Here is a 26,447-nt window from a genome sequence, read left to right as displayed (position 1 = left end):
ATATGGCAAAAAAATTTGGTAAATTTCTGATGTTCAGCGCTGCTGTCGCTGCTGCGGCAGGTGCTTATTACTATTTCAAAAAATCTGATGAAGACAGATTTGACGATGATGATTTTGACAATGATTTTGATTATGAAGAAGAGGAAAAAGACCTTTCCGGCGGAAAGGAACGCAGCTATGTACCGCTCCGTTTCTCTACGGTAAAATCTGAGGAAGAACCGGCTGCTGAAGAAGCCAAAGAAGACGTTTCGGCAGAACCTGCCAAGACAGAAGAGTCCGCTGCAGATTCTATTGCGCCTACAGAGGATAAGCCTGCTGCTGAAGAAGCAAAGGCAAAGGAAGTAACGGCTGCTGAAAGTAAAGAAGACGCTCCGGCTCCGGAACCGAAAGCAAAGGAAAAAGAAGAACCTGCCGAGACTGAGCAGGCTGATGATGAGCCTTTCGATGAAGAAGACGAAGAACCGATCGACAATGTAGAATCTACAACCGAGACGATCGAAGAATTCTTCGATGAAGAGGAAGAAAAATAAGCGACATGAAATAAATGAGCCCGAAGCAACTGCTTCGGGCTTTTCCTTTCCAAACACATTTAAAATATACCAAATAACTTCGGAAGCTGTGTAAACGTCAGCTTACCAATATCAAGTACCTCTCCCTGCAGCGGCTGTATCTCTGCCTGCTCCAGATAAGAAAGCTCCAGACTCAGACTGCCGTCCGATCCGATCCTGATCTGTTCCAGATCAAGCCGCGGTATGCCTGCCTGATCCTCCGCCAGTGTCAGCAGTGGCTCACCATCTACTTCAACGCCGATCGCTGCAAGCTGCAGTCCCTTCCGGTAAAACCGAAACGTGATCTGCTCCTGCTCCCTTAACCATTCATTTTCTGAAAGTGCCGGAAGCAATACGCCATCCTGTTCACAAATGCGGGCATAGCCTTCGTAAATATCCAAGAAATCCGTCATGGAAAGCACGATCTCCGTACAACTGCAAGTTTCATACTTTCCATTTATGTATGCGTGTTTTTGCTTACCTTCTGTCAGTGAAAGCTTATGCATCACTTCTTTACTGTAGGAAACCAGCTCCTTCTGCCGCTCTTTTCCAAGTTCGCCCGTTCCTTTCCCGGCGCCGTTACCATTCTCTGTTCCTTCGATCACTGACAGCCAGAAATCGATCTGCGTCTCCGCTTCCTCTCCCAGAAGCTTTTGCAGTGCCTGTTGATTATCCGCATCCTGATACACATATTTATAAATAATATCACTGCTTGCGGTCGGCTGGAGCAATACCGTTCCATCGGAAAACTGCGCGGTAAATTCCATATTTTTCTTACCAAGCAGGGGCAGAGAGATCCGGTATCTTCCATCCAGCTGCGCGAGCTGTCCCTGCTCCCGTCTGTCCCTGAACTCTCCCAGCAGCCCTTTTTCTTTGAGAGCCTGCTGCATTGTGACCAGAAATCTTGTTTCCGGTTTTTGCCAGATCCATACGGCAGCTGCAGCAGCAATGAGCAAAAGCAAACCCACTGCCGCCGCACATGCCCCAAGCACTTTTTTCTTCATATTATTTCACCTGATTTACCGGGTTGATCGTTCCGTTTTGGAAATCCATTGCGTTCTGCAATGTTGTCTGGCTGATCGCCGCAAGTGCCTCCTCTGTTAAGAAGCCCTGGTGGGAAGTCACGATCACGTTAGGGAAGGACAACAATCTTGCCGTTGTGGAATGTTCCAGAAAATCATCCTCCCTGTTTTCAAACACATTGTTCGTTTCTTCCTCGTACACATCCAGTCCCACACCAAAGAATTTCCGGCTTCGGATGCCTGCGATCAGATCATCTGTCTTGATCAGGGCACCGCGTGATGTATTCACCAGGATCACTTCGTCCTTCATTTTCCGGATCGTATCCTGATTGATCAGATGATAATTTTCCTCTGTCAGCGGGCAATGCAGGGAGATCAGATCACTGTTTGCAAGTAAGGTGTCAAAATCCACATATTCCACGAAATCCAGATCCGGGTTCCGGTAAATATCATAGGCGATCACTTTCATGCCAAATCCATGGCAGATCCTGCACATGGCAGCACCGATCTTGCCGGTTCCGACAATACCTGCTGTTTTTCCATAGAAGTTAACACCGGTTAATCCCACCAGACTAAAATTGTTCTCCCGCACCTTGATATATCCCTTATGGATATGCCGATTGACCGCAAGTGCCAGTGCCATGGCATGCTCTGCGACCGCTTCCGGAGAATAGCCCGGTACACGAAGTACGGTGATGCCGTTTGCATCCGCTGCCGCAAGGTCTACATTATTGAAGCCCGCACAACGCATCAGCACAAGCTTTACGCCCCGCTGTCCCAAAATCTGCAATACCTTCTCACTGACATCTGAGCTGACAAAAGCACAGACCGCGTCATATCCCTTTGCCAGTCTTGCCGTCTGCACGGACAGATCGGCTTCTAAATAATCTACTTCCACTTCCGGAAAATCCGGTATCACTTTTTCAAAAGAATCTCTGTCATACTTTTTGGTATCATAAAATAAAATCTTCATTCCAGACCTCCTGACTCCATCCAAACTCTACTGTTTAGTATGTCGTTTTTCCATTTACTCTATTCGCTCAGCTCTGGCTGTGGATCGTTTTGGTATAATTAAAGAATACCTGATTGCCTATGATCTGATACTCACTCTTTTTGTACACTGAGAAGAAATCAGAATAATTTCTTGCATAACTGAGTGCCCAGAAGTTATACCATGTAAACTCGCTGCGTGGGAATGCCTTCACGCTGTCCTGTGCTGCCTTATAATCTTTCAGCAGCAGCTTTGCAGTATTTTTACACTCTGTACTGATCCTTGTCTGATCCTTCAGAAGTGCTGTCAAAACGCCGGTTCTTGCAGGCTCAAACTGATATTGTGCGTAGACAACTTCCTTCACGGTCGATGGATAACTTCTGCTCGCCATACGATTCAAGATCGTATAGCCCACAGCTAACTGTCCCTTGTAAACACGGATCGTTTCCTGATCCAGCGTTGCAGAAAGTGCTGTCTGCCTCTCACCGCCTGCTTCCGCATACAAAATTGCTGCAAGTAATATTTCATCGCTGACCTGCGGATCCGTGCGGTACTGCACCTGCATCTTTCTGCCGTTTACCATACAATAAGAAGCTGTGATCTGATATGCTCCGTTTTCATCAAAGCGGGCATAGATTTTACCGACCTTTTTCGTTGTGTTCCTGTATGCCTTGCCATTCGACGCAAAATAATATTTCACGCCATTGACCGTTTTCCAGCCTTTCTGCATCACACACGAGGTATTAAAATAATACAGGTTCTTCTTGATCGTCTTCAGCCCTTTGACTGCTTTTCCGTTCGCGCCAAAGTAGTATTTCTTTCCTTTTACGGTCTTAAATACCTTCTTCTGCATTACGCCGGTTACTTTGCTGAAATAATATTTGCTGCCATCGATCGTTTTCAGTCCTTTTTGCTTTTTCCCGTTTTTATAGTAGTAGGTTTTGCCCTTCTTCTTTACAAATCCCGTTGTTTCCTGCGTCTGTGCTGCCTGCACCCGTGTCTCCATAACTGCCGCCGCACTGATGCAAAACAGTAGTGACAGCACTAAAATACAGATCCATTTTCTTTTGTTTTTCCGCATACCGGCTCCTCTCTTCTGTTCTCTTACGCTTTCCATATCGGATATTTCTCTTTGTCAGCCTCTGTGATCTTACGGATCACTCTGCACGGATTGCCCGCTGCCACAACACCGCCCGGAATATCTTTGTTTACCACACTGCCTGCACCGATCACGGTATCATCTCCGATCGTCACACCCGGCAGTACCGAAACATTTGCTCCGATCCATACACGGTTTCCGACTGTGATCGGCAATGCAATCTCCAGTCCGTCCGCACGCATCTGGGCATCTATCGCATGTCCCGCCGTAGAAAATACACAGTTTGGAGCAATAAATACATAATCTCCAAAGGTTACCTTTGCACCATCTAAGATCGTGCAGTTGTGGTTCGTGTAAAAATTATCTCCGATCGAAATATTGCTGCCATAATCACAATAAAACGGAGCAGTGATCACAAAACTGCCTCTGACCTCACCAAGCATTTCCCGGATCAGCTTTTCCTGTGTCTCGATATCAGACGGTCTGCACGCGTTAAACGCATAACACAGATCCGCACATTTTGTTCTGGCGTCTACGATCTCCTGATCATAACTTGCATCATATAAATAACCCTGCTGGGCTTTTTCCCATTCTGTCATATGACCTTCCTTTCTGCCTGTACTCTTATTTTACATGAATCTGCGAAAATCTGCTACCCTAAATACTTCTCTTATACCCCTCATGCAATATTTTCTTTGTCAGAGTTGTTCCATGCAGTATATACTCTGTCGCATTATAAACGCCCTCTCTGTAGGCAAGAGTCTCGTTATCATCCTCATAATGCACAAATCTGCCCTCGCCCGGATAAGTCAGCATCTGGATATTGTCCTCTGTAATATCTTCCGTAGAATGGAAGTTACCCTCTGCTACCGGAATGATCGCTCCGGCTTTGATAAAGATCGGGATCTGATCAAGCGGCGCATCTGCTAAAATGTATCTGCCGCCCGTATACTTTTCATTCGTATCATAGGCATACCAGTCGCCCTGTGGCAGATAAACGGCTCTTGCGGTTTTTCCCGGTTCTGTGACCGGCGCAACCAGTACAAAATCTCCCAGCATATATTCATCTGCAATATTCCGCACTGTTTTGTCCTGCGGATATCCATATACGAGCGGACGCACGATCGGTGCTCCCGTCATTTCACATTCTCTTGCCAGATCATACAGGTATGGCAGAAATCTGTAACGCAATTTGATCACCTTACGGATGATCTCCTCTGTCTGCGCCCCAAACTGCCACGGCTCCTGTCTGTGTGTTCCCATGGCAGAGTGGTTTCGGAAAAACGGTGCAAAAACTGCCGCTTCATAAAAGCGGATCAGAAGTTCCGGTGTTGTATCGGAACCAAACCCGCCGATATCACTGCCACACATTGCCATTCCGCTCAAAGACAGGTTGCAGATCTGCTCCAGTGAAAGCATAATATGCGGCCAGATGCTGTGGTTATCTCCTGTCCAGCCACCACAATATTTCTGGCTGCCCGCATATGCAGCTCTTGTCAGCACGAACGGTCTTCTGCCGCCATCCTGCGCAAGCAGTCCTTCATATGTTGCTTTTGCCATCAGATGTCCGTAAATATTATGGATCTCATCATGGTTACCCTCTGCAAACTTTACAGAATCCGGTAACGGGCCGTGGAAGCTCGCCGGTTCATTCATATCATTCCAGATGCCCCGGATTCCGTGATCTGTCAGCACCTTTGTCTTGTCTGCCCACCAATCTCTGACCTTTTCCTGTGTAAAATCCGGGAATACCGCATCGCCCGGCCAGACTGTATTCACATAAACCTCGCCCTGTTCATCCTTCGCAAATGCATCCAGCTCCAGACCTTCGTCATACATAAAATAGCCCGGATCCTTTTTCACACCCGGATCAATGATCGTGATCAGCTTGATCCCCTTTGCTGCCAGCTTTTGTGACAGCTTCTGCACATTTGGATACTTTTGATCGTCAAAGGTGAAAACGCGATAGCCCTGCATATAGTCAATATCCATATGGATCACGTCACATGGGATGTCACGCTTCTCAAACTCCTCTGCCAGTGCTTCCACTTCCTCCTGCGTAAAATAACTCCATCTGCTCTGGTGGTTCCCATAGATCCATCTCTGCTGCAGTGGTGTTGTTCCGGTCAGCATCGTGTAACTATGTACAACTGCTTTCGGATCCTCTCCCGGTATCACATAATAGTCCAGACAGCCCTTCTGGTGCTCCACAAAATAATATGCCTCATTCTCGCAGCCAAAATCAAAAGTTGTTTTATAGGTGTTGTCTGCAAGCAATCCATAACAGAAGTTGTCTCCCAGCACCATAAAAAACGGAATGGATTTATACAGCGATTTAAAGCTGTCCACATGCGGATCCGGATCATCCGTATTCCAGTTGATATAAGAATATCCCCGCTTGTTCAGACAGCCCGGTTTATCGCCCAGTCCATAAATAGCATCCTCTTTTCCAAGCTTTTTAAGGATCATCACTGCATCTTTTCTGTCTGTCCCTTCTTCTACCGCATGTCCTTCCAGTTGTGCCAGCGTCAGATCCTCGTATGGATTTTTCTCCGGCTTTTTCCGCTCTTCTTCATAATCGGAAACAAGCAGCTTTCCCCGGTAAAAAATATCCAGCTTTTCGTTATCTTTTACCTGCACCTCCATGTTACCCGCAGCTATCCTGACTCTGCATGGCGCACTGCCCTGACTGACTTCCGGCTGAAGGATCTTGACCCGATCTGCATCTTCTATCGCATAGCTATGAATGCCTGCTTTCTGTGAAACATGCACGATATCGCCTTCCAGCACCGTTACATAAAGCACACTTTCTTCGTATTGCAGCCTGACACTATCATTTACTGTTTCATATGTTTTAAATGCCTGATTCATCTGTATCCATCTCCTGTTATTCTGTAAATTTATACGCTCACACTATTTTGTCAACATTTCATAGGTCACACCGTACTTCTGTGCGATCTGACTCGCATAAGATTTTCCTTCCGGTGGTGCCACTTCGATCTGATAGGAACGCTTTGCATCTTTTGCATGCACGATCAGAGAAAACGCTCTTCCCTCCGCATGCTTCTGTTCTTCATTGATCTGGGCAAGATCAAATGCCAGCTTATGCATATGCGTATTATAAATAGTCCGCATTCCCTTACATAAAATTGCCCTGACGCAATCCTTTGCAATATAGTACCCTTCCTCAAATGAGGTCGTTGAAAAGGATTCATTCAACAGCAGTAAGCTTCTGCTATCTGCATTTTCATAAATCTCCTTAAAACGTTTACATTCTTCGCCCAGACGTCCCAGATCCAGCGTCTTGTCCTCATCTGCCGGAAAATGGGTATAAATGCAGTCCACCGGTGAAAACGTAAATCCGCTGCCCGGTACATAAATGCCGCCCTGTGCCAGTACAAACAGTTGTCCGATCGCCTGTGTGATCGTTGTTTTACCACCGCGGTTTGCACCCGTCAACACATAAACTCTGTGGATCTTATCAAAATCCAGATCATTTGTTACGATATTGCCCGATTCCTCCGTTTCAAAAACCGCAAGTTTCAGATTATAAATGCCCCTTGCCAGCATTTCATATCTGTCTGCCTCCTGAGCAGGTTCCTGACAGACTACAGCCTTTGCAAAGGAAAATCCTTTGTCCTGCAGTTTCTTCATATATTCCGCCCATCTGATATAGTACATCATCTCCGGGATCAGATCTGTCATATCGGTGATCGTGACAGACACATATTTATTCAATACTTCCTTCGCTCTTTTGACCATATGGGAAACCATATGATTCACGACACGGTCCGTATAACGCGTCACATCTTTTGCCTGATCGCCCTCCGGTATACTGACAATTCCGACCATGGCATCCGCTACCGTCGCCCCTGCTCCCATTGCTTTTTGCAGCGGTGTATGCAACGCACCTTCCGCATTGACATCAAACGGCTGGAATTTGAAATCATTCTTCCATGTTGTATCCGCATTGATACGATCCTTTGCCGCAATATGCTCATAGAAATTACCGAGAATACCAGCTTTTGTAAAATACTTACTGTTAATCGAAACAAGTCCGATCCCATCCGCCTCAAACCGGTCATTTAGATTGATCCCAACTGTGATGCTTTTGAGCTGTGAGGTATCCAGCTTCAGTCCCGCAATATCCTTTTTCAGTTCTGCAAAACCGTTATCTGCATAAATTTCTTCCACATATTCCCGCAGTCCCAGAAATCCCGCCGAATGGAGCTGTGGATCCGCCAGGCAGGTATGCAGTGCATCCACGCACTTGATATAATCGTTGATCTCATCCAGCCTGTGCAGCAGATCCCAGATGCTGGCACTGTCGTCGTATTCCCGTTTAAAGCCGCCATAATCTTTCAGAAAACTGATGCGTCCAAGTATTTCCATCATATCGTCCCGCATCTTTTTATTCTGTAGCACATCTTCAAAAATATCACAGCGGTACTGCGTGACTATCGGGTCTGCATACATCCGCGCCATGACATTTAAGATATAATTCTGCTCAGACTCTTTTGCTGACAGCTTTTTACAGATCTGATCCATTCCCAGATCATGCATAGTTGTCTGACTCAGTGTTTTGTATTCCGTCTGCTCTGATGGGTATAGCAGGCTGTATTTCCTATGGCTCATAAGCATCCTCCATTTATTCTTATGATAGCTCATCATGGTATAAAATATTGCTTTGCATAGCTTTATTTTATCACGACACAAGCTGCCTTCCTATCAAATAACTGACATTCTAATATAAATATATTGATTTCTTTACGCATAATTTATATAAAAACAGGTGGCTGTTCAGAACCCTGTTCATAAAATAGGAGCCATCAATTTTCCTCGATGGCTCCCATTCTCATCCTTATAATATAATTTTTTCCAGATCATCCGGCACATACAGATTGCCATGATAATACTGCTTTCCTTCCTCTGTATACAATTCTTTTCTTTTTGCAAGATTTCTGTCTTCTGTGTGATAGAGAAGCAGATTTTTGACATGGAGCTGCTCCGCCAGCTCACACGCATCCTTCACCGTGGAATGATGCTTCTCATACGGATGGAAGATATCCACCTGTCCGTGCAGGCAAAATGCTTCGTGTAACAGCCATGTGCTGTCCTTTGCGTATACTTCCTCACAACTGTTGTACGGTTCGTCTCCGCAGCAGGTCAGCTTTTTATCTTCTCCCAGATCCATGCAAAATCCAAACTGTTTTGCCTTGGTAGACTGAATATCGAAAAAAGTAACTTTCTTTCCCAGAATTTCCTTTGACGCGCCATCTTCTACCGGAACCAGATGCAGCCGTTGTCCGATCATTGCCACATCCTTTTTCTGGATCAGCTTTTCGGAAAGTTCCTGCAAAAGCGCGATCACCTCCGCATGTCCATAGATAACCGCCTCTCCGTCATATACACCCTGTCTCATATGCTGGCAGATCATGCGGATCATCCAGATAATTCCCATGATGTGATCGATATGCTTATGTGTCACAAAGATCGTGCGGATCTTTTTCCAGTCGATCCCGGCAAGTTGTAACTGCCGCAGAACCTGATTGCCGCCACCGCCGTCCACCATAAAATATTCTTCCTGTTCGCTTAATACAAAGCAGGTATTATAGCATTCTGTTACCAGCGCATTGCCGGTTCCCAGCATTGTAAGCTGCATATTGGAGTGCTCCTTTCGTTTCGGATATCTTTCAATGTCCACTTTTTTAGTCCGAATGTCCACTTTTTACCTTGAATGTCCACTTTTTTACTTTAAATATCCACTTTTTCAAGGTTCTGTTAAATAAAAATATATTTCTACGTTTTAAAAAAGCTTTCTAATTTTGTAATTTACCTTCCCGGTAAATCTTGAATCAATGGTTTCATTTTTTTAGCATTGAACCTACTGTTTCATTTGAGAACATTTTTTGCAAACCATTATTAATTTCCTGTCTAGTCTTTGCCTTTAATAATAATTGAATGATTTCTTCCTTTTTATCAACATATTCTTTTTTCTTAAAATATTGTCCATAAAATGATCTTATTTTTGCTTCCCTTTTCGCTTTATCTGATGTAACACTGTTTTTCTTTTTTGAACTTAAAGGGATAGTAGTCATATTATAATTTTCCGATAACTTGCATATCTCTTCAACTTTTTTAACCTTATACCTTTTAGTTTTAAACTCATCAATTGCCTGATCAAAGTCAGAATCTTTTGAAACTATATAATACTCCGATTCTCTAGCATCTTTTATCATATTTTTAATATCAAATAATATCTGGCAATCCACTGCATTCTTTATTGGCACTTGAACTTTTATGTAATCAAAGTGTGCTCTTGAAGCATTTATTCTTCTGTGTAATCCAAATGTTAAGGTTTCAGCCGTATTACTGTAATAAATTTTTACACAATCTTCTTCTGTAAGCTTTGTGATCCCATTAAGTCCATTTCGATTTACATTTTCATAATCAATTAAGAAATATCGATTATATATTACAGCATTTTCTTCGTCATAATATTCTTCACTATAGTCATATTTGGCATCAATTGATTCCGCATCGTATCTCAATATATTCCCTCCTAAAAGCATCTGATAATTTCTATAGTCGTATATGCCTTTCCCTTCTTTTATATATAGCAAAAATAGGACTAACTGACAATAGTTTTCCTACATATCATTTAGTCCTATTCTGAAAATATATTTTATGTACTTGCCCTTCTGAAGTCAGCATGCTGTCTACCCTAACACTGATACCGGAGCCAGACAGCATCGCTGCCAAATTTCTTCACATCCAGAAGCTTCAGCCCGGTCACATCGTGGGACATATCAAGTCCGTCAAAGACCGCAGGCATTCCGCCTCTGCCATCGATCCCTGCACCGATCAGAATACTGATCTCATCTAAAAGACCGGCTTCTAAGAAAGCAGTGTTAATCTTGGAACCGCCGACAACACCGAGTCTGGTTACCCCAAACTTATCCGCAAGGATTTCCACTGCACGCTGCAGATCCACCTGCTCTTTTCCACAAGCGATCCACGAAATATGCCGGCTGTCCAGATATGCCAGATATTCCTTTGTTACCTGCTCACTGGTTACGATCAGGTAAGGCTTCTCCATTCCTGCTGCATCCGGCCAGAGCAATTTTCCCTTGGTGTCGATCACCACTTCATAGCCCGCAGCATCTGCCTGTTTGGAACATCCTTCCTGCCCATAACTTTCCGTATGCTCCGGTACAAATTCGCCCGGCTCTGCCATTTCAAGTTCTGCCGTCACACGTCCGCTTACCGTTGTCGGTACCTTTATCTCCTCCAGCGTTGTGTAGTAGTCGTTCACGCCGCGCAGCTTGGATGTCATGGCACAATCGATCCTGCCATCCAAAGAGATCATCATGTGACAGATGATATATGGTCGTTTCATCTTACTGTTGCCTCCTGTTTTATAATCTTCCGCCGTATACCGGAAATCCGCTGTTTGCACCGTAGCTTTCGATCTTCTTAAAATGCTTCAGCACTTCCATATCCTCTGCACTGATCTCAAAATCTACATCTGCATTTGTCTTCATATGCGCAGGATTTCCTGTTTTCGGCAGTGAGATCGCGCCAAGCTGCAGGGTATAACGAATGCAGAGCTGTGGAACGGATACGCCGTATTTGTCTGCCATTTCTTTGATCTGTGGCTGATTTAAGATCTCACCATGTGCGATCGGAGAATATGCTTCTACTGCGATTCCGTTTTTCTGGCAGTACTCTACAAGCTCCAGTGGTGTATTACTGATATGCAAAAGGATCTGGTTTACCATCGGTTTGATCTCGGCCGTTTCCAGCAGGCTCTCAATGTCGCCGATCTGGAAATTGGAAATACCGATTGCTTTCAGCTTACCTGCCTTATAAGCATCCTCAAGTGCTTTCCATGCAGCTCTGTTTCCTTCTACATAACGGTCTTCAGACTGATTTACCTTTACCCATGGCTGTGGAGAATGAATGATCATCATATCCAGATAATCCAGTCCCATGGTTTCAAGTGTTTTGTTGATACCGTTCATTGCTTCTTCGTAGGTCTTATGCTCTGCTGCCACCTTGGATACCACAAATAATTCTTCTCTCAGAATACCACAGTTTCTGACGCCTTCCCCGACGCCGCGTTCATAAGCATATTGTCAAGTGTAGGTGTCAGATTTTATATTCAAAATAGAAAAAAGCTGCTACTCCCTAAAGAATAACAGCCATTCTTACAATATCAGCCTTTTGGAATTTGACCATCGACATACAGAATGTGATTAACTAACCACTCTGTGAGATATTTTAAAATCCCCATAATCTGTTCATCCTGATCTTCTATCTCATCATTATGATGCTCCATAAATTCATCAAGTTTATGTATAAATTCCTGATGCTGAACTTTCTGTGTAAATAACTTCTTATAATTAATAGATCCCATATACTGTTCTTCATCTGTAAAATGTTTTACTGTATAATCACGAAGATTTTCCAATATTATGTCAATTCTATCATATTTATCTGGTGTATACTCGTCATGAAGCAGTTCATATGCCTCATCTGCATATTTAAATAACTGCTTGTGTTCTTCATCTATCATATCTATTCCGATATAATATTCTGGTTTCATTTCATACATAAATTAATCCTACTTTCAGTTTTATTTGTTTTATGAACCTGTTCTATACTATTCATAATAGGCAAATGCATTTCTCATGAATTTCCTATATTTTCTCGTTTTTAATGTTAGATTCCACCAAAACATTCCCTAATTTTCTTGGAAATATCAGAATCAACAAAACCTTTCTGCGCCATGTCATCGAGCATCTCACACGTTTTTTCGTGCGATAAACCTTTCTTATATGGTCTGTCCTCGGTTAATGCCTGATAAATATCAACACATGCCATCATACGTTCCGGTTCATTTAATTCAGCAGCGGTTTTTCCAAAAGGATACCCCTTTCCATTTAATTTTTCATGATGGAAAGCTGCCCAGTCTCGTATTTCTTCAAAATCATTAACCTCTGACAATATTAGGTATGTATAACCAGCATGATTTTTCATTTTAGAAAATTCATCATCCGTAAGCTTATCCGGTTTTTCCAGAATTTCATTGCCTACCGCCATTTTTCCTATATCATGCAGAGCACCAGCTAAATACATTTTCTGTACAGTGATTGAATCATATCCCATATATTGGGCAAGCATGGATGCTTTTTCAGCTACTCCTATAGAATGTCTGCTTGTAAAAGAAGATTTATAATCTACAATCTTTGCAAAGAAATCTGCAACATCTTTACACATTTCCCAATCAAAAACCAGCTTTTCTCTTGGGATAGCTTCCCATAGCTTAGTTTCAAAAGAATCATCACTTAAACACATAAACGATTCTTTTGTGAATACATGAAGAAAAGCATTAACACATACCGAATCAAATAGACTATCCTTATTTTGGGAAAGATATTGACACATAAAATCCCAGCTATTATCATCAGAATCAATACTATTTCTTATAACATCAATGGTATCTGCTAGATGAATAATCCGTGCAAACAATGGAATTTCCTGCCACTTTTTTTGAAAAGGACCAGTTCCATCAGCGTGTTCATGATGATATAAAATCACATTTGAAACATCTGTTTTAAAAGGAATTTTAGTAATATTGTTTTCACCATAAACACAATGAAGATACGTTTTTTTCTCGGATAAATCTTTTTTAAAGTCAATAACGGAATCCTTTTTCAGTTCTTCCGAAATATATTGTGTCAAAGCATTATCATGCAGTAAAGCACACATGGCTAAATCTTGTAATTCATCACCTTGAATTTTCCAATATTCAGCCATGCATATACTTATATAAGCCACTCTTTTTCCATGTTTGTTTTTGATATTTACCAACTCTGCTTCTATACAATCCAAAGCATAAGAACAGGCTCCTGCAAGTCCGATGATATCTATACTTAGTTCTTCTTTCATTGGTATAATCCTATCATAATATATTTATGCTTCTGAGAACTGATCTTTTCCTACAGAGCATAACGGACATTCAAAATCTTCCGGAATATCCTCCCACTTTGTACCAGGTGCAATACCACCTTCTGGATATCCTTTCTCCTCATCGTATTCCCATCCGCAAACGTCACATACGTATTTCATTTGTTGTTCCTCCTTGTAAATATATTAATACACAGCCTATATTACTGGTTATATTTGTGTTGTTCTGTAATCTTAATATTTATAAATGCTTCTATCATTTCCATAATCCATGCAGATTACAATATGCATATACTTCTTCTACCAGTTCACCATCGCAAAGACAAAAATCTGCTACCGGCTCCTGCCCTGGATTTAACTGTTTTCTGTATATTCCTTGATTGGTACTTAATGTAATCCACTCAATGAAATGCTCTTCAAGCATAGGATGTTTTGTCTCTCCTACTACAACATGAACATGACTGCCTTCCACTGTATATACAGGTACGTGCTTCTCAACAGCAGCATCTGTCACTCCAGCTTTTAATTCCTGCATAGGTTCTCCACAACAAATTACAGGTACACCTTTATCCTTTACCTTTTCAACTATGTTTCCACAATGCTTACATATATAATACTTTACTTCCATGATTTTATCTCCTTCCATGTGTAAAATTTATAATTCAATTGTCTCTATAATCTTTTTCAAAGAATCTGCAGATTCCTTAAGCTTTAACGCCTCATCGCCACTTAAATTAATAGGTATATCAGACTCAATACCATCTGCACCTACAATAGCAGGCATACTTAACGACACTCCGTCAATATCATATACTCCATGAATTATGTGTGATACTGGAAGTATTGATTTTTCATCTCTCATAATCACTTCACATATTCTTTTTACGGACATTGCAATTCCATAATATGTAGCGTGCTTTTTGTTTATAATCTCATAAGCACTGTTCTTGACTGCTGTAGCTATTTCTGCCGTATTTTCCTTGTGCTTGTAATGTCCACGCATTTCGCACATTTCACTTAATGGAACACCGGATACATTGGCTGATGACCATGCTACAACTTCACTGTCTCCATGCTCACCGACTATAAATGCATGAACACTCCTACTGTCCACAGATAAATGTTCACCGAGCTTATATCTTAATCTGGCACTATCTAACACTGTACCAGATCCAATAACCCTGTTTTCCGGAAGTCCTGATAACTTTATTGCTACCTGTGTCAAAATATCTACCGGATTCGCTACTACAAGCATGATACCTGCAAAATTTCTCTTTGCTATTTCAGGAATGATTGACTTAAATATTGCTACATTTTTATTTACTAGATCAAGCCTTGTTTCTCCCGGTTTCTGTCCCGCTCCGGCAGATATGATAACAATTGCAGCATCAGCAACATCATCATAATCTCCTGCATATATCTTCATTGGACTGGCGAATGGAATACCATGACTGATATCCATTGCTTCTCCCTCTGCCTTATTCTTGTCTGCATCTATAAGGACAATCTCTGTAAACAAGCCACTCTGCATTAAAGCAAAGACTGATGCAGAACCGACAAAACCACAGCCTATCATTACTGCCTTTTTTGAATTAATAATTTGCTTCTTCGTATAATCTCATCTCCTTAATAGTTTTCTTCATGTACTTCAAAATAGCTCTGTGGATGATTACATACAGGACATACCTCCGGAGCTTTTGTTCCCACTACAATATGACCGCAGTTACGGCATTCCCATACCTTAACTTCACTCTTTTCAAATACCTGTGCAGTTTCAATGTTCTTAAGAAGTGCACGATATCTCTCTTCGTGATGCTTCTCAATCTCTCCTACTGCCCTGAATTTTGCAGCAAGCTCAGGGAAGCCTTCTTCCTCAGCAGTTTTAGCAAAACCTTCATACATATCTGTCCACTCGTAATTTTCGCCTTCTGCCGCTGCCGCCAGATTTTCCTTTGTATCACCAATTCCTGCTAATTCCTTGAACCACATCTTTGCATGTTCTTTCTCGTTATCTGCGGTCTTTAAAAATAATGCAGCCATCTGCTCATAGCCTTCCTTTTTTGCTACAGATGCAAAATAAGTATACTTATTTCTTGCCTGTGATTCCCCTGCAAATGCCTCCTGTAAATTCTTCTCTGTCTGTGTTCCTGCGTATTTGTTTGCTGCCATCTCTTTTACCTCCGTTTTCTTTACTACTTTTTCAAAATCTGATGCCGGGTGCTTACATAAAGGACATATAAAATCGTCCGGTAATTCTTCTCCTACATATTCATATCCGCAGATTCTGCAACGCCATATTGTCTGTCCATCCTCAGTTTTTCCGACTGCCTGTGGCTTTGGCTTAATATTATTCTGGTAATAATCATATGTGACTGAAGGAACATTACTTAAAACCTCCATATCGGTTATCTCACCGATAAACATCGTATGTGAGCCTAAATCCTCTGTTTTATTAACTGTTACAGAAATATATGCATTTGTACCTTCTGTAATATAATAAATACCATTTGTGCCTCTGGAACACTTTTCAAATGCTTCAAATTTATTGGTATCCCTTCCTGATTGGAAGCCAAAATGTTTGAACAATTCAAACTGTGCCTTCTGACTTAAGACCGATACTGTGAATTTTCCAGTTCTCTGAATCATATCATGCGTGTAATTTGCTTTATTGACGCAGATACTTAACTGGTTTGGTTCTGAAGCTGCCTGAATGGCTGTATTAATAATACATCCATTGTCTTTTTCGTCTTCTCTGGCAGTCAGTACAAACAATCCATAACTCAGCTTATACATTGCTTTCCTATCCATTTTTCTCCTCCTTTACCTTCTCCCTGCATTTCGGGCAAATGCCTTTAAACGAAATATCATAATCCAAAAAATCAATTCCATGCGTGTTATGAATTCTTTCCAGCAAGTCTGGTATTTCATCCATATCCACATCTGAAACCTCACCGCATTTTATGCATCTGACATGGTAATGATTTTTCAATGTAAAATCAAACCGGTTCGGTCCATCCGGGACTTCAACCTTTCTTAATGCCCCTTCCTCTACCAATATATCAAGATTTCTATATACAGTGCCTTTTCCGATTGTAGGATGTGTTTCTTTTATAAAATCATAAACCTCATTTGCTGTAACATGCCGTTTCATCTCATATACAGCATTTCTTACCAGGTCTTTCTGAATTGTGTTTCTCCTATTTGTCATCCGTCCTCCTTATTAGGATTAATTCTTAATTAGGATTATATACTGTTTTAGATTTGTTGTCAATACAAAATAGTAATAATTCTCATTATTATAAAAAGATGACCACAATGATCATCTTTAATCTAAAACATTATTCTGTTTTTCGTTCAAAAACATATTCTGTATCTGATGACAAATCAGACCGGAAAAAATAGCCAAGCCTGTCAAATTTCTGAATCTCTATTGGATTATCAATATTATTTTCTGCCATAAATCTGACCATTTCGCCACGAGCCATCTTGGCATATGTACCTTTTGTTACCAGTTTATCTCCGGATAACTCACAAAATGCAACCGTAATATATCTATCCTGCGGTGTCAGATACTTTTCTATACATCTTGCGTATTCTTTTGATGCAAGATTAATGATAATCCTGCTGTCATCAATTACTGAGTGGTATAACAATTCTCCCCAATACTCATACAGATTTTTTGCATCTTCTATTTCAACCTTTGCCTGCATTTCTAACCGATAAGGTGTCACTCCATCCATCGGTTTCAGAACACCATAAAATGCAGATAATATTCTCAAATGGTTTTGTATATAATCAAACTGTCTATCCTCAAACACAGATGGTGCCATATATTGAAAAGCAATTCCTTCATATGATAAAACAGCCGGAGTGAGTATATGGTAAAGATCCATGTTTTCCAATCTATAAAAGTTTTGTTCTGCAATTTTGTCATTACATTTCCAGATAGCTTTCAGTTCCTCTTTTGACTTATCTTTCAACCAGCTTAATAACTCTGTTGTCTTATCAACAAACTCCGGTAAAGCAACTGGCTCTATACTGTCAGTATCCGTAATCATCTTTTTTGCAGGAGATAATATAATCTTCATCAATCTAATTCCTTAAGCATATTTTCTGGATCATCTGCCGCTTTGACTTTATCATTGGCTTTGATGATAACCCCCTGCTCATCAATAAGATATGTGGTTCTTACCACACCCATAGAAACTTTTCCATAGTTTTTCTTTTCTTTCCAGACATCATATGCTTCCATAACTTTACGCTCCAGATCGGCTAAAAGTGTAAATGCAAGTCCATATTTTTCTTCAAATCTCTTGTGAGATGCTACAGAATCCTTACTGACTCCGAGAATAACCGCACCTTTTTCCGTAAACTGAGGATAACGCTCTGAAAAGCCACATGCCTGCTTCGTGCATCCTGCAGTATTATCCTTTGGATAAAAATATAAAATCACTTTCCTGCCTGCATAATCACTTAATTTATGCATTTCTCCATTCTGATCTGGCAATTCAAAGCCCGGTGCTTTTGTTCCAATTTCTAACATATTATTTCTCCACCTCTTTCTTTTCTATCTTTTTTCCTGATTTATTATTACCAGAAATCATTTTATGACCAGAATAAACTGCCATAATCATACATATCAAAGAGCCAAATGCAAAATATTTGTGACTTGATTTTAAACCCTTGTATCCTGTGTAAAGAGTACCTATCATTGTAATTAATGTTCCAATTGACCAGTATTTATGTGCTTTCACGCTTTATTCACCTCCTGTATATGAACATATTATATCAATTTTTTTGTAACATGGTCTATATTTTTCTGAATGACACACCTATCTTATCGTATTGGTTTATTATGATACGATAGTTAGAAATAAATCTCTCACTTAATCTTTAATTCAATTTTCATTCCTTAACCATATCTCTATCGCTTTTTGCCTCTTATCGACTGATTATAGTATACCTTTTTATCTATACTACTCCGATCTTCTGACTTTTCATTTTTCTTCTTCCATTTTTCAACTTCTCTTATATTATACTTTTCATACTCGCCTTTAGAAGCATAATAATCACTATAAAATTCTCTCACATTATCATATCCATATTCCTTCACAATTGATGAAAGCTGCCGTTTCATATTGTTAATTATGAGATCCAGTTCATCTATCTGTTTCTGCAATTCTGTACGTTTTCCCGACTTAAATACACCATTGCAATCTGATAGTTCAATCTCCAGATTACCTCTGTTTCTTTCCAGATTGAAAATAGCTTCATTTTGTCTTTGCAGTTCCTTATAAATATTCTTAAATTGCACATATTTTGAAGCAAGTGGTGACATTTTAGGATGCGGTACACCTGTAACAATCACTTTCGCCTTTGTTTTTTGTTTCTTATCATATGATTGTTTGTCTGTTTCTTCTGATGTATTAGCTCCGGGCATTACATCAATTACCCTTTCTGCCATACCAACCGCAGCTAGCATAATGCGATTAATAAGAAGTTCCAGCACTGCAATAGCAAGCTTTATAATACTTGCAAGAAGATCCGGTCTGTCTCCATATAAATCTATGGAATCCCTTACCTTTTCTGTTATTTCTTTCTTCTTTATCCTTGAGATATCCTCTTCTGGCGCACCGCTTACAATTGCTCTGTCAACAGTCCTGTTCCATTCCTGCCGCACCTCATTGTCAGCCTTTATTTGTTCTTCCATTGGATTATTTTTGCCTATTTTTTTAGTAGCAAGATACGGACTATTCTTATCAAAGACTTTAAGTTTATCCTCTTCATGCAGCACAAGCTGATTTATTTCGTTTGTAAAAAACACCTTTGCCTCATCAAGAAATGAATCCCGTTTAAATCTGTCATCTTTTACAGAAAACTCTTTTTTCTCATAGACCTCGCCTTTTCTGATAATCTTACAGCCATTACGGATGTTACCACTTTCATCCAATATCTCTTTCTTAGTACGCACATGCTTTCCATTCTCATCATAAAACATATTTCTTGATGCTACCTTTACAACTGGCTTATCCAGCTTTGTCCTCTCTGCAAATATCAGATGGATATGGAAATTAGTCTTTCTTTTGTTATGATGCAGGGCTGCATAGCAGTCCACACCATACTTTTTCTTGAAATCCGTAGCAAAATGTTTGATAAGATAGTCATGCTCATAATGATACAAGCCTTCCGGTAATGCTATAATCAGCTCTCTTGCCTCAATACATTTTCCTATCGTTCCACTTTTAGCAAATTCTTCTCTGTTGCATTTTGCAAGATCTTTCCAGAAAGTCCGAAGTGGCTGTGTCGCATATATGGCATATAGATTTTCCTGTTTAACTGTACTTGTTATATAATCAATTCTCCCCATGACATTATGGAGTTTCGTCATCTGTATAAATGAATGTCTTGGCATTTCAATCATCTCCTTCTTTTCATCAGCTATATTTAATTTTTCAAATGTCGCCATAGTAATATTTATTCTCTGGCTCGATGCAATCGCGAAATCACCGGAGTACAAAACGAAGTTTTGTGCGGAGGGTGTATTTCGCTCTCAAACGCCGAGGGCTGCATTAGATCTTTTCTTTTTCCTGTCTACAGCAGCTTTTACTCTGATAAATATCTAAAACCTTATAAAAATATCTTTTCACATTAATTGACGGCACTTTGTTACATCACTTTTCAGAACTGACTTCACTTTATGCCGCCACCCCTCTATAACGCCGTCGCTTTGTGCCATCACTCTTCTTTTGTTTTTTCCCCAACTTTCTTTTATTCATGTTCCATGCCGTCGGATTATTACGGCATTTTAAGTAACTGCCGTCGGATTGTTTAGTCTCTTTTTGTTTCTGCCGCCGTTTTATACCGGCAGGCATTACAATATTTACAGGTAAAAAAATAAGGACCATGTATTTCTACACAGTCCCTGTCTCAATAACCTATATTCTGTTGTTAATCCTTTTCCATCCAGCCCAATGCATTCTGTACTAATGCCTCATCTTCCTCATAGTCTTCCGATTCCTCATCCGATATGCTTTTCGTTCCTGCACCCACCACAACATTATCCGGATTTATTACCGGCATAGTGCCACCACCAGCCTGAATTGCAGCCAACAGACTTCCTACCATAGTCATAACTTCCTTATTGGCTTCCTGACGTGCTTCTTCTTTTGCAGTCTGCCTGATTCTTTGCTCTATTGCATCCATATCCTCTGTTGATACATATTGCGGTGTCTTCTTTTTCTTAGGCTGCGTTAATTCCTCCTGCCCATAATTCTCAATATAATAAGTTGCTGCATCTATAAAAAACTGATTCTTTGACTTAAATATATCTAAATTCAACTCATTTAAAACCTTATTAATAGCTACATGAGCAGGATTTAACATATTTAATCTCACTGTAAACTTAACTGTTCTATCAATCGACATAAATTGTTCCTCCTAACTTTCATATGATTCCAATAAAATGGCATATCTTATCAGATAGCATATTTTTCCTTTACCTCTGCTTCCGTAAGCAAAATACCACTTTCTATCACAATTTTGTTCTCTCCGGCAGCAACACCTGCAATACGCTCTGTCTGGTCTGTCACACCAGCTTCATCTGAGTCAAGAATTTTCTGTGCATTGGCTTTTGCCGCTGCAAGCTGTTCCTGCTTCTCACTTTCACTTACCTTTGAGCGTATTTCCTTTGTTTTTGGCATAAACTTTGCCCTGTGCCTTCTCTGATACATGGCATTACGCTCACGGATTCTCTTTTTTTCTGTAAGTTCAGCCTGTTCCTCTTCTGATAGTTCCACAGTTGGCAGATTAACTTTTCCGATAAAATTCAAATATACCTCAATCTCTACTACACGCTCGCCATCTATCTTCTCCGCTTTATGAACAAGTACCTTATCAACAAATTCATTGATGATAACAGGTGTGAGTTCTGTAATATCCGTATACTTATGAACCAACGCCAGAAATTCCTCTGTTCTGTCGGTGTCACTTTCATACTGTGCTAACTGTTTCCTGCATTCTCTTAGAGTCTGCGTAAGCTGTTCCTGCTCTGTCTCGTATTCCTGTGAAAGAATCTCATACCGCTTGTCAGACAGCTTACCAAGAGCATTATCCTCATAGACTTTTTTTATCAGCAAATCCAGTTCGCCATATCTTTTTTCCTGTTTTTCAAGAGCAGACTTGATTTTCTTTATCTCTGCCTCATCCCTTATTGCTGACGCACTACGCATTGCTTCTGCAAATGCATTCTCATCAAGTCTCACACTCTGGCAGGCATAACGGATCGTCTCCAGAATAATCTGCTCTATTACTTTTTCCTGAATAAAATGGGATGAACATTCATGTTCAAACACTTTTCTTTTATTCATATAAGTACTGCAGTTGTATGAAGCCGGTTCTATACGAACTCCGCCATTTGGCAGTCCCCTCCAGTCTCTTCCTGCCCTTGTGTGCTCGCTTCGGTAATGCATCTTACATCCACAATCAGCACAGAATAACTTTCCTGTCAACGGATTGTTGCTGCCATCTGTATTAATCCTGCGGACAGTCTTTCTTAATTCCTGTACGATATACCAGGTCTTTCTATCTATAATGGCTTCGTGTGTGTCCTTAAAAACAAGAATATCCTTACTTTCATTCTTTTTTGAAGTTTTATCCTTGTATGACAGCTTATGTGTGCGGAAATTAACTGTATCACCCATATATTCAGGTTTTTCCAGCATTCGTACAATAGTAACGCCAGCCCATGCATATGGATGTTCCATATCACAGTTATTCTTATAACAGCCTATGCCCCGGACTGCCTGATAATAAGATGGCTTTTCCACCTTTTCTTCACAAAGTATTCTTGCAATCTCATATGGACCTTTTCCCTCAATTGTCAGCATGAATATCCGTCTTACTACTGCAGCAGCTTCCTCATCAATAATCCAGTGGTTATTATCCTCCGGATCTTTGATATATCCATATGGTGGATTATTTGTAACAGGTTTTCCTTCTCGTCCCTTTGCCTGTATCACTGCTCTTATCTTGCGGCTGCAATCCCTTAAATACCATTCATTCATGATATTTAAAAAAGGGGCGAATTCGCTGCTGGCATTGTTATCACTGTCAACACCATTAGAAACAGCAACAAAACGGACACCTTTTTCCCGGAAAAATACCTCAGTATAAAATCCAACCTGAAGATAATCCCTTCCGACACGGCTCATATCTTTCACTATGACAGTTGCAACTTTTCCTTCTTCAATCAATCGTAGAAGCTGCTTCCATCCCGGTCTGTCAAAATTACCACCGGAATACCCGTCATCCGTAAAATGCATAAGATTGTTGTATCCGTTACTCTTTGCATAGTCCTCCAGCATTTTCTTCTGGTTCACTATACTATTGCTGTCTCCCGCAAGCTCATCGTCCCTTGAGAGTCGCTCATAAAGAGCAGTTATTTTATTTTCTGTTATATCAGCCGTCTGTTTGTTCATGCAGAACTCCCTTCCGGCGGCTGACTCATTTGTGGTGCACTAATTATACCACATTTTGTCCCGCCTGAAACAATTTCATTGTGAATCACACGAAAAACTTTATCAGCAAATGTATCTGTCTCCGTATCACTTATAAATACACTTACTTTATAAAGTGTTGTACCAATTCTGCGGTAAAAAAATCCAGCCTTATTCGGGCTGGTTTCTGTTTTATCCTTATTCATTTTGTCTTTTTCCATAGTATAATCCTTTCTTGCCTTAGCCTAATTCTTAACTTATAATGTTTTTACACTTCCAATCCTTGTAATTGGATTATGCTTTTATCCATATCTCATAGTCACGCCTCCTTTTTGTAATTGTTTTTAAAGCAAATCAAATTACTTTCTTCACAAATAGGAGAAATATGACTGTAAAACGGAAGTGTTTTTAAAATTTTTTTATTTTATGAAAGGACTGACTACTTTGCCCAAATACGCTGAGCTTGCAGCATTTAAAGAACAAAATCTAATACCTGAATATAATGGCGAAATGCTGCACCGGGAAGCCCGTGCCCTTGCAATCAGCCGTTTGGAAGAAAGCGCAAGAACCGAAGCAGATTTCCGTAATGTAATTTCATGGTGGGATAAACTAGATTCCAACAGGGAACGAAAAGAGCGTGCACATGAGATAGGTCGTTCTGAAATTCCTCTTGAATGGGGTGCATCTGAATATTATCTTCCTGCAAATTCCTCATATGATATGGTACTTCAAAATCTTCTGCTAGCTGGTGATTTCATAGATTACATTTATGATCAGCCTGATAATTTGCATGAATTAGTGACCACATCCGATATATCAGGTATTTTAAAGGCACTCAAAGTTGCCCACAAACAGCTTATGTTCTATCTGTTTGTTCATGCATACTCAACTGTACAATATGCAGCGTTAAACAATCAGACAGACCGGAATGTGCGTGGCGTCAGAGAAACTGCACTCAAAAAGATAAGAAAAGAATTGACAAAGGCATTAGAATACAGAAAAGAACATGATGAGCAGTCTCTTACACCTGATGAAAAATATTTTCTTGAAAATGGTGTACGCAGGAAATCAGATATGAACTTGAAGCCATAAATCATCATGTTAAGTTATGCTTGACCATATTTTTGTAATCGGATAAAATATATATAAGATTACATTTACTAAGTAATGAACAGATTGGAGGAATAGAGAATGAAGAATCTGTTTGAACACACAAGTGCCCCTTGGGTAAAATATAGCAGCTATGAATATCGTACTGCTGATGATGGCACTTTATATATAGTAGTTTCAGGAAATGCAAAACCTCAGATGTACCGCCCAATGCAGGATGCCAATACACTTGTCCTTGATGCGGTTAATATTGGTCTTATGGCTATGCATAAAACAGATGATGATATATTGCAACAGATGGTTCTTGATTTTGTATCTGCTTATGGATTCCTTGGTTTTATGACAGCACTGCCGACAACAGCACAGTTTGTTACATATGAATCCGTATATCTTCCTAAAAACCACTTTATCAAAGAAGAAGCTCTTTCAACAGAGGATTATCTTACTTACTTCTACCCTTTTGAAAGGCTTGATTTTCACAAGAAAGGTACTGAATCCGGATGGTCTGTTACAGATAAAGATGAAATTGCTGTTGTGATGGCAATGGGTAACAGTCCTCAGGCTATATCCATGAGTTTTCAAAGGGAATATGCTGAACGATATGACTGGCTCATAAAGGAATTTACTGACTGGGCTTTTACTTATATGACAAGTTTTCTCTATTACCATGACTATGATTCGATAGATGAACAGACAAAAGACCTGTATCGGCAGGGACTGTCGGCATTTGGCGGTATATCTCCGACATATCATATAGCATTGGAAAAAGCTTCACCTGTTATAGTATGGGATTTCCATTCGCTGCTTGTTATGATACAGATGTGCTTTTCTTTTATGCTGACAGATGAAAGCTGTGAAATGAAATTGTGTAAGCGCTGTGGTAAAGCATTTATCGCAAGCCGCAAGGGAAATGAGTTCTGCTCTCCGAAATGTAAAAATCAATATAATGTGTATAAGACAAGAGCAAAAAAGAATAATACTGATGAATAAAATCGTTTTTTATAATGTTCAGGAGGTTTGCACGCAATGAGTGAAATCATAAAAAATAATACAGAATATTCAAAGTGGATTAAAGAAGTTTCTTTAAGATTCCGCAACAGCCAGATAAAAGCTGCAACAAAAGTTAATAGGGAAATGCTGTTATTTTACTGGTCTATTGGGCATGATATATCAGAGAATTACAATGAAACCAAATACGGAAAATCTTTTTTCAAAAATCTTAGTCTTGATTTGCAGGATGCACTACCTGATGTAAAATCATTTTCTGTAACTAATTTAAAATATATGAAATATTTTTACGATTTATACAGCAATTCAAATCGTCAACAACTTGTTGACGATTCAGACACACGAATATGTCAACAAGCTGTTGATGATTGTATTTTTATGATTCCGTGGGGACATCATATTCAGATAATTAATAAATGTAAGGGTAATTTGGATAAGGCTTTGTTTTTTGTTAAAAAGACATATGAAAACAACTGGTCAAGAACCGTCCTTTTAAATTTTCTCGATACAAACTTGTATGAAAGAGAAGGTAAAGCCATTACAAATTTTGAAAAGCTGCTTCCTGATATTGGCAGCGATCTTGCCAGAGAAATCACAAAAGACCCATATAATTTTGATTTTCTTACTCTCAGAGAAGGGTATGATGAAAAAGAATTGAAAGATGCACTCATGGATAATATCCAGAAATTCCTTCTTGAATTAGGACGTGGATTTGCTTTTGTCGGTAGAGAATACCGGCTTGTTGTCGGAGATACTGAACAATTTATTGATATGCTGTTCTACAACATACAAAAACATTGTTATGTTGTAATTGAAATCAAGACAAGGGCATTTGATCCCGGAGATATGGGGCAATTAGGAACTTACATTGCAGCAACAGACGGAATACTGCGAACAGATAACGATAATCCTACAATTGGGTTACTTATATGCAAAACAAAAGATAATGTTCTGGCTCAATATGCTACCAGTGCAGTGAATGTTCCTGTTGGAATTTCCGAATACGAACTTAATAATCTGATTCCTGATGACTATAAAAGTTCAATGCCTACTATTGAAGAGATAGAACGAGAGCTGAAAGACTGAGTCTGTGAAAGTTTTTCTGTAAATAGGATTTTAAGGTCTTCTATGATAAAATATAAAATCATAGGAGGCCTTATTTTATGGCAAGACAAAAGAAACCAGTACACAAAGTACAAATGA

The 26,447-nt window shown here is 40.1% G+C and carries 28 protein-coding genes and 1 pseudogene; 4 read left to right on the top strand and 25 right to left on the bottom strand.

From position 1 onward, the window contains the following. Positions 1-2 precede the first annotated feature (2 nt). Positions 3-530 (top strand): hypothetical protein, encoded by a 528-nt coding sequence (locus tag KQI22_RS12090; protein WP_216552697.1) that lies wholly within the window; start codon positions 3-5, stop codon positions 528-530. A 59-nt stretch (positions 531-589) separates the two neighbouring features. On the opposite strand, the gene KQI22_RS12085 is transcribed toward KQI22_RS12090, so the two are convergent. The 25 genes and pseudogenes from KQI22_RS12085 to KQI22_RS11970 all read right to left on the bottom strand — a co-directional run bounded on the left by KQI22_RS12085 (position 590) and on the right by KQI22_RS11970 (position 23,347). After that, positions 590-1,552 carry a hypothetical protein gene (locus tag KQI22_RS12085; RefSeq protein WP_216552695.1) on the bottom strand — a complete coding sequence of 321 codons (963 nt, stop codon included), beginning with the start codon at positions 1,550-1,552 and terminating at the stop codon, positions 590-592. A gap of 1 nt (position 1,553) precedes the next feature. Continuing rightward, positions 1,554-2,543, bottom strand: coding sequence for a 2-hydroxyacid dehydrogenase (locus tag KQI22_RS12080; RefSeq protein WP_216552693.1), 990 nt, complete (start codon positions 2,541-2,543; stop codon positions 1,554-1,556). Positions 2,544-2,610: 67 nt separating this feature from the next. Next, positions 2,611-3,678: a cell wall hydrolase gene (locus tag KQI22_RS12075; RefSeq protein ID WP_216552691.1), complete on the bottom strand. Its 1,068-nt coding sequence runs from the start codon at positions 3,676-3,678 to the stop codon at positions 2,611-2,613. Beyond that, positions 3,666-4,259: a sugar O-acetyltransferase gene (locus tag KQI22_RS12070; RefSeq protein WP_216552689.1), complete on the bottom strand. Its 594-nt coding sequence runs from the start codon at positions 4,257-4,259 to the stop codon at positions 3,666-3,668. Before KQI22_RS12070 ends, KQI22_RS12075 begins: the two co-directional genes overlap by 13 nt. A 58-nt stretch (positions 4,260-4,317) precedes the next feature. Then, entirely contained in the window at positions 4,318-6,531 is a 2,214-nt protein-coding gene (locus tag KQI22_RS12065; RefSeq protein WP_216552687.1) for a glycoside hydrolase family 31 protein, read from the bottom strand. A 42-nt stretch (positions 6,532-6,573) separates the two neighbouring features. Beyond that, the gene (locus KQI22_RS12060) at positions 6,574-8,295 is read right to left on the bottom strand and encodes a MutS-related protein (protein WP_216552685.1); all 1,722 of its coding nucleotides are present in this window, start codon (positions 8,293-8,295) and stop codon (positions 6,574-6,576) included. A 226-nt stretch (positions 8,296-8,521) separates the two neighbouring features. Continuing rightward, entirely contained in the window at positions 8,522-9,322 is an 801-nt protein-coding gene (locus KQI22_RS12055; protein ID WP_216552683.1) for an MBL fold metallo-hydrolase, read from the bottom strand. A 202-nt stretch (positions 9,323-9,524) separates the two neighbouring features. Then, the gene (locus tag KQI22_RS12050) at positions 9,525-10,232 is read right to left on the bottom strand and encodes a PIN domain-containing protein (RefSeq protein ID WP_253293627.1); all 708 of its coding nucleotides are present in this window, start codon (positions 10,230-10,232) and stop codon (positions 9,525-9,527) included. A 152-nt stretch (positions 10,233-10,384) separates the two neighbouring features. Next, complete coding sequence (locus KQI22_RS12045) at positions 10,385-11,059, bottom strand: RibD family protein (protein ID WP_216552681.1); 675 nt, start codon at positions 11,057-11,059, stop codon at positions 10,385-10,387. Positions 11,060-11,078: 19 nt separating this feature from the next. Beyond that, positions 11,079-11,747, bottom strand: coding sequence for an aldo/keto reductase (locus tag KQI22_RS12040; protein WP_330623375.1), 669 nt, complete (start codon positions 11,745-11,747; stop codon positions 11,079-11,081). A gap of 131 nt (positions 11,748-11,878) precedes the next feature. After that, positions 11,879-12,277 carry a bacteriohemerythrin gene (locus KQI22_RS12035; protein ID WP_216552679.1) on the bottom strand — a complete coding sequence of 133 codons (399 nt, stop codon included), beginning with the start codon at positions 12,275-12,277 and terminating at the stop codon, positions 11,879-11,881. A 107-nt stretch (positions 12,278-12,384) separates the two neighbouring features. Continuing rightward, positions 12,385-13,614 carry an HD-GYP domain-containing protein gene (locus KQI22_RS12030; RefSeq protein WP_216552677.1) on the bottom strand — a complete coding sequence of 410 codons (1,230 nt, stop codon included), beginning with the start codon at positions 13,612-13,614 and terminating at the stop codon, positions 12,385-12,387. 24 nt (positions 13,615-13,638) lie between these two features. After that, entirely contained in the window at positions 13,639-13,794 is a 156-nt protein-coding gene (locus tag KQI22_RS12025) for a rubredoxin (protein WP_012740305.1), read from the bottom strand. 94 nt (positions 13,795-13,888) lie between these two features. After that, positions 13,889-14,260 (bottom strand): desulfoferrodoxin family protein, encoded by a 372-nt coding sequence (locus tag KQI22_RS12020; RefSeq protein ID WP_216552675.1) that lies wholly within the window; start codon positions 14,258-14,260, stop codon positions 13,889-13,891. A gap of 27 nt (positions 14,261-14,287) precedes the next feature. Beyond that, positions 14,288-15,232 carry an L-lactate dehydrogenase gene (locus KQI22_RS12015; RefSeq protein WP_216552738.1) on the bottom strand — a complete coding sequence of 315 codons (945 nt, stop codon included), beginning with the start codon at positions 15,230-15,232 and terminating at the stop codon, positions 14,288-14,290. A gap of 26 nt (positions 15,233-15,258) precedes the next feature. Next, entirely contained in the window at positions 15,259-15,801 is a 543-nt protein-coding gene (gene rbr, locus KQI22_RS14145) for a rubrerythrin (RefSeq protein ID WP_235907064.1), read from the bottom strand. An 18-nt stretch (positions 15,802-15,819) separates the two neighbouring features. Continuing rightward, positions 15,820-16,440 (bottom strand): annotated as a pseudogene (locus KQI22_RS14140) (flavin reductase); the annotation flags it as partial. Next, positions 16,433-16,840, bottom strand: coding sequence for a Fur family transcriptional regulator (locus KQI22_RS12005; RefSeq protein ID WP_216552671.1), 408 nt, complete (start codon positions 16,838-16,840; stop codon positions 16,433-16,435). The pseudogene KQI22_RS14140 and the gene KQI22_RS12005, both read right to left, overlap by 8 nt. A 130-nt stretch (positions 16,841-16,970) precedes the next feature. Next, the gene (gene yaaA / locus KQI22_RS12000) at positions 16,971-17,720 is read right to left on the bottom strand and encodes a peroxide stress protein YaaA (RefSeq protein ID WP_216552669.1); all 750 of its coding nucleotides are present in this window, start codon (positions 17,718-17,720) and stop codon (positions 16,971-16,973) included. Then, complete coding sequence (gene bcp / locus KQI22_RS11995) at positions 17,720-18,175, bottom strand: thioredoxin-dependent thiol peroxidase (RefSeq protein WP_216552667.1); 456 nt, start codon at positions 18,173-18,175, stop codon at positions 17,720-17,722. The genes yaaA and bcp overlap by 1 nt, the downstream gene beginning before the upstream one ends. A 1-nt stretch (position 18,176) precedes the next feature. After that, positions 18,177-18,386 (bottom strand): DUF6219 family protein, encoded by a 210-nt coding sequence (locus KQI22_RS11990; RefSeq protein ID WP_216552665.1) that lies wholly within the window; start codon positions 18,384-18,386, stop codon positions 18,177-18,179. Positions 18,387-18,556: 170 nt separating this feature from the next. Then, positions 18,557-20,098, bottom strand: a complete 1,542-nt coding sequence (locus KQI22_RS11985; protein ID WP_216552663.1) for a MobA/MobL family protein — start codon at positions 20,096-20,098, stop codon at positions 18,557-18,559. Positions 20,099-20,580: 482 nt separating this feature from the next. Continuing rightward, on the bottom strand, positions 20,581-21,057 hold the full coding sequence (locus KQI22_RS11980) for a hypothetical protein (protein ID WP_216552661.1): 477 nt from the start codon (positions 21,055-21,057) through the stop codon (positions 20,581-20,583). Between the two features lie 50 nt (positions 21,058-21,107). Next, complete coding sequence (locus KQI22_RS11975; protein WP_216552659.1) at positions 21,108-23,108, bottom strand: recombinase family protein; 2,001 nt, start codon at positions 23,106-23,108, stop codon at positions 21,108-21,110. Then, positions 23,105-23,347: a transposon-encoded TnpW family protein gene (locus KQI22_RS11970; RefSeq protein WP_216552658.1), complete on the bottom strand. Its 243-nt coding sequence runs from the start codon at positions 23,345-23,347 to the stop codon at positions 23,105-23,107. Before KQI22_RS11970 ends, KQI22_RS11975 begins: the two co-directional genes overlap by 4 nt. A gap of 205 nt (positions 23,348-23,552) precedes the next feature. Between KQI22_RS11970 and KQI22_RS11965 the strand changes: the two genes are divergently transcribed. The 3 genes from KQI22_RS11965 (at position 23,553) to KQI22_RS11955 (ending at position 26,330) form a co-directional block, all read left to right on the top strand. After that, positions 23,553-24,218, top strand: a complete 666-nt coding sequence (locus KQI22_RS11965) for a sigma-70 family RNA polymerase sigma factor (protein WP_253293625.1) — start codon at positions 23,553-23,555, stop codon at positions 24,216-24,218. Positions 24,219-24,317: 99 nt separating this feature from the next. Continuing rightward, positions 24,318-25,226, top strand: coding sequence for a hypothetical protein (locus tag KQI22_RS11960; RefSeq protein ID WP_216552656.1), 909 nt, complete (start codon positions 24,318-24,320; stop codon positions 25,224-25,226). Positions 25,227-25,262: 36 nt separating this feature from the next. Next, positions 25,263-26,330 (top strand): PDDEXK nuclease domain-containing protein, encoded by a 1,068-nt coding sequence (locus KQI22_RS11955; RefSeq protein ID WP_216552654.1) that lies wholly within the window; start codon positions 25,263-25,265, stop codon positions 26,328-26,330. Positions 26,331-26,447: the final 117 nt, after the last annotated feature.

The organism is Kineothrix sp. MSJ-39, assembly GCF_018917935.1.
Classification (GTDB): domain Bacteria; phylum Bacillota; class Clostridia; order Lachnospirales; family Lachnospiraceae; genus CAG-194.
Note: the sequence above shows the minus strand (reverse complement) of the source record. Positions and strands in the feature narration are given on the sequence as shown.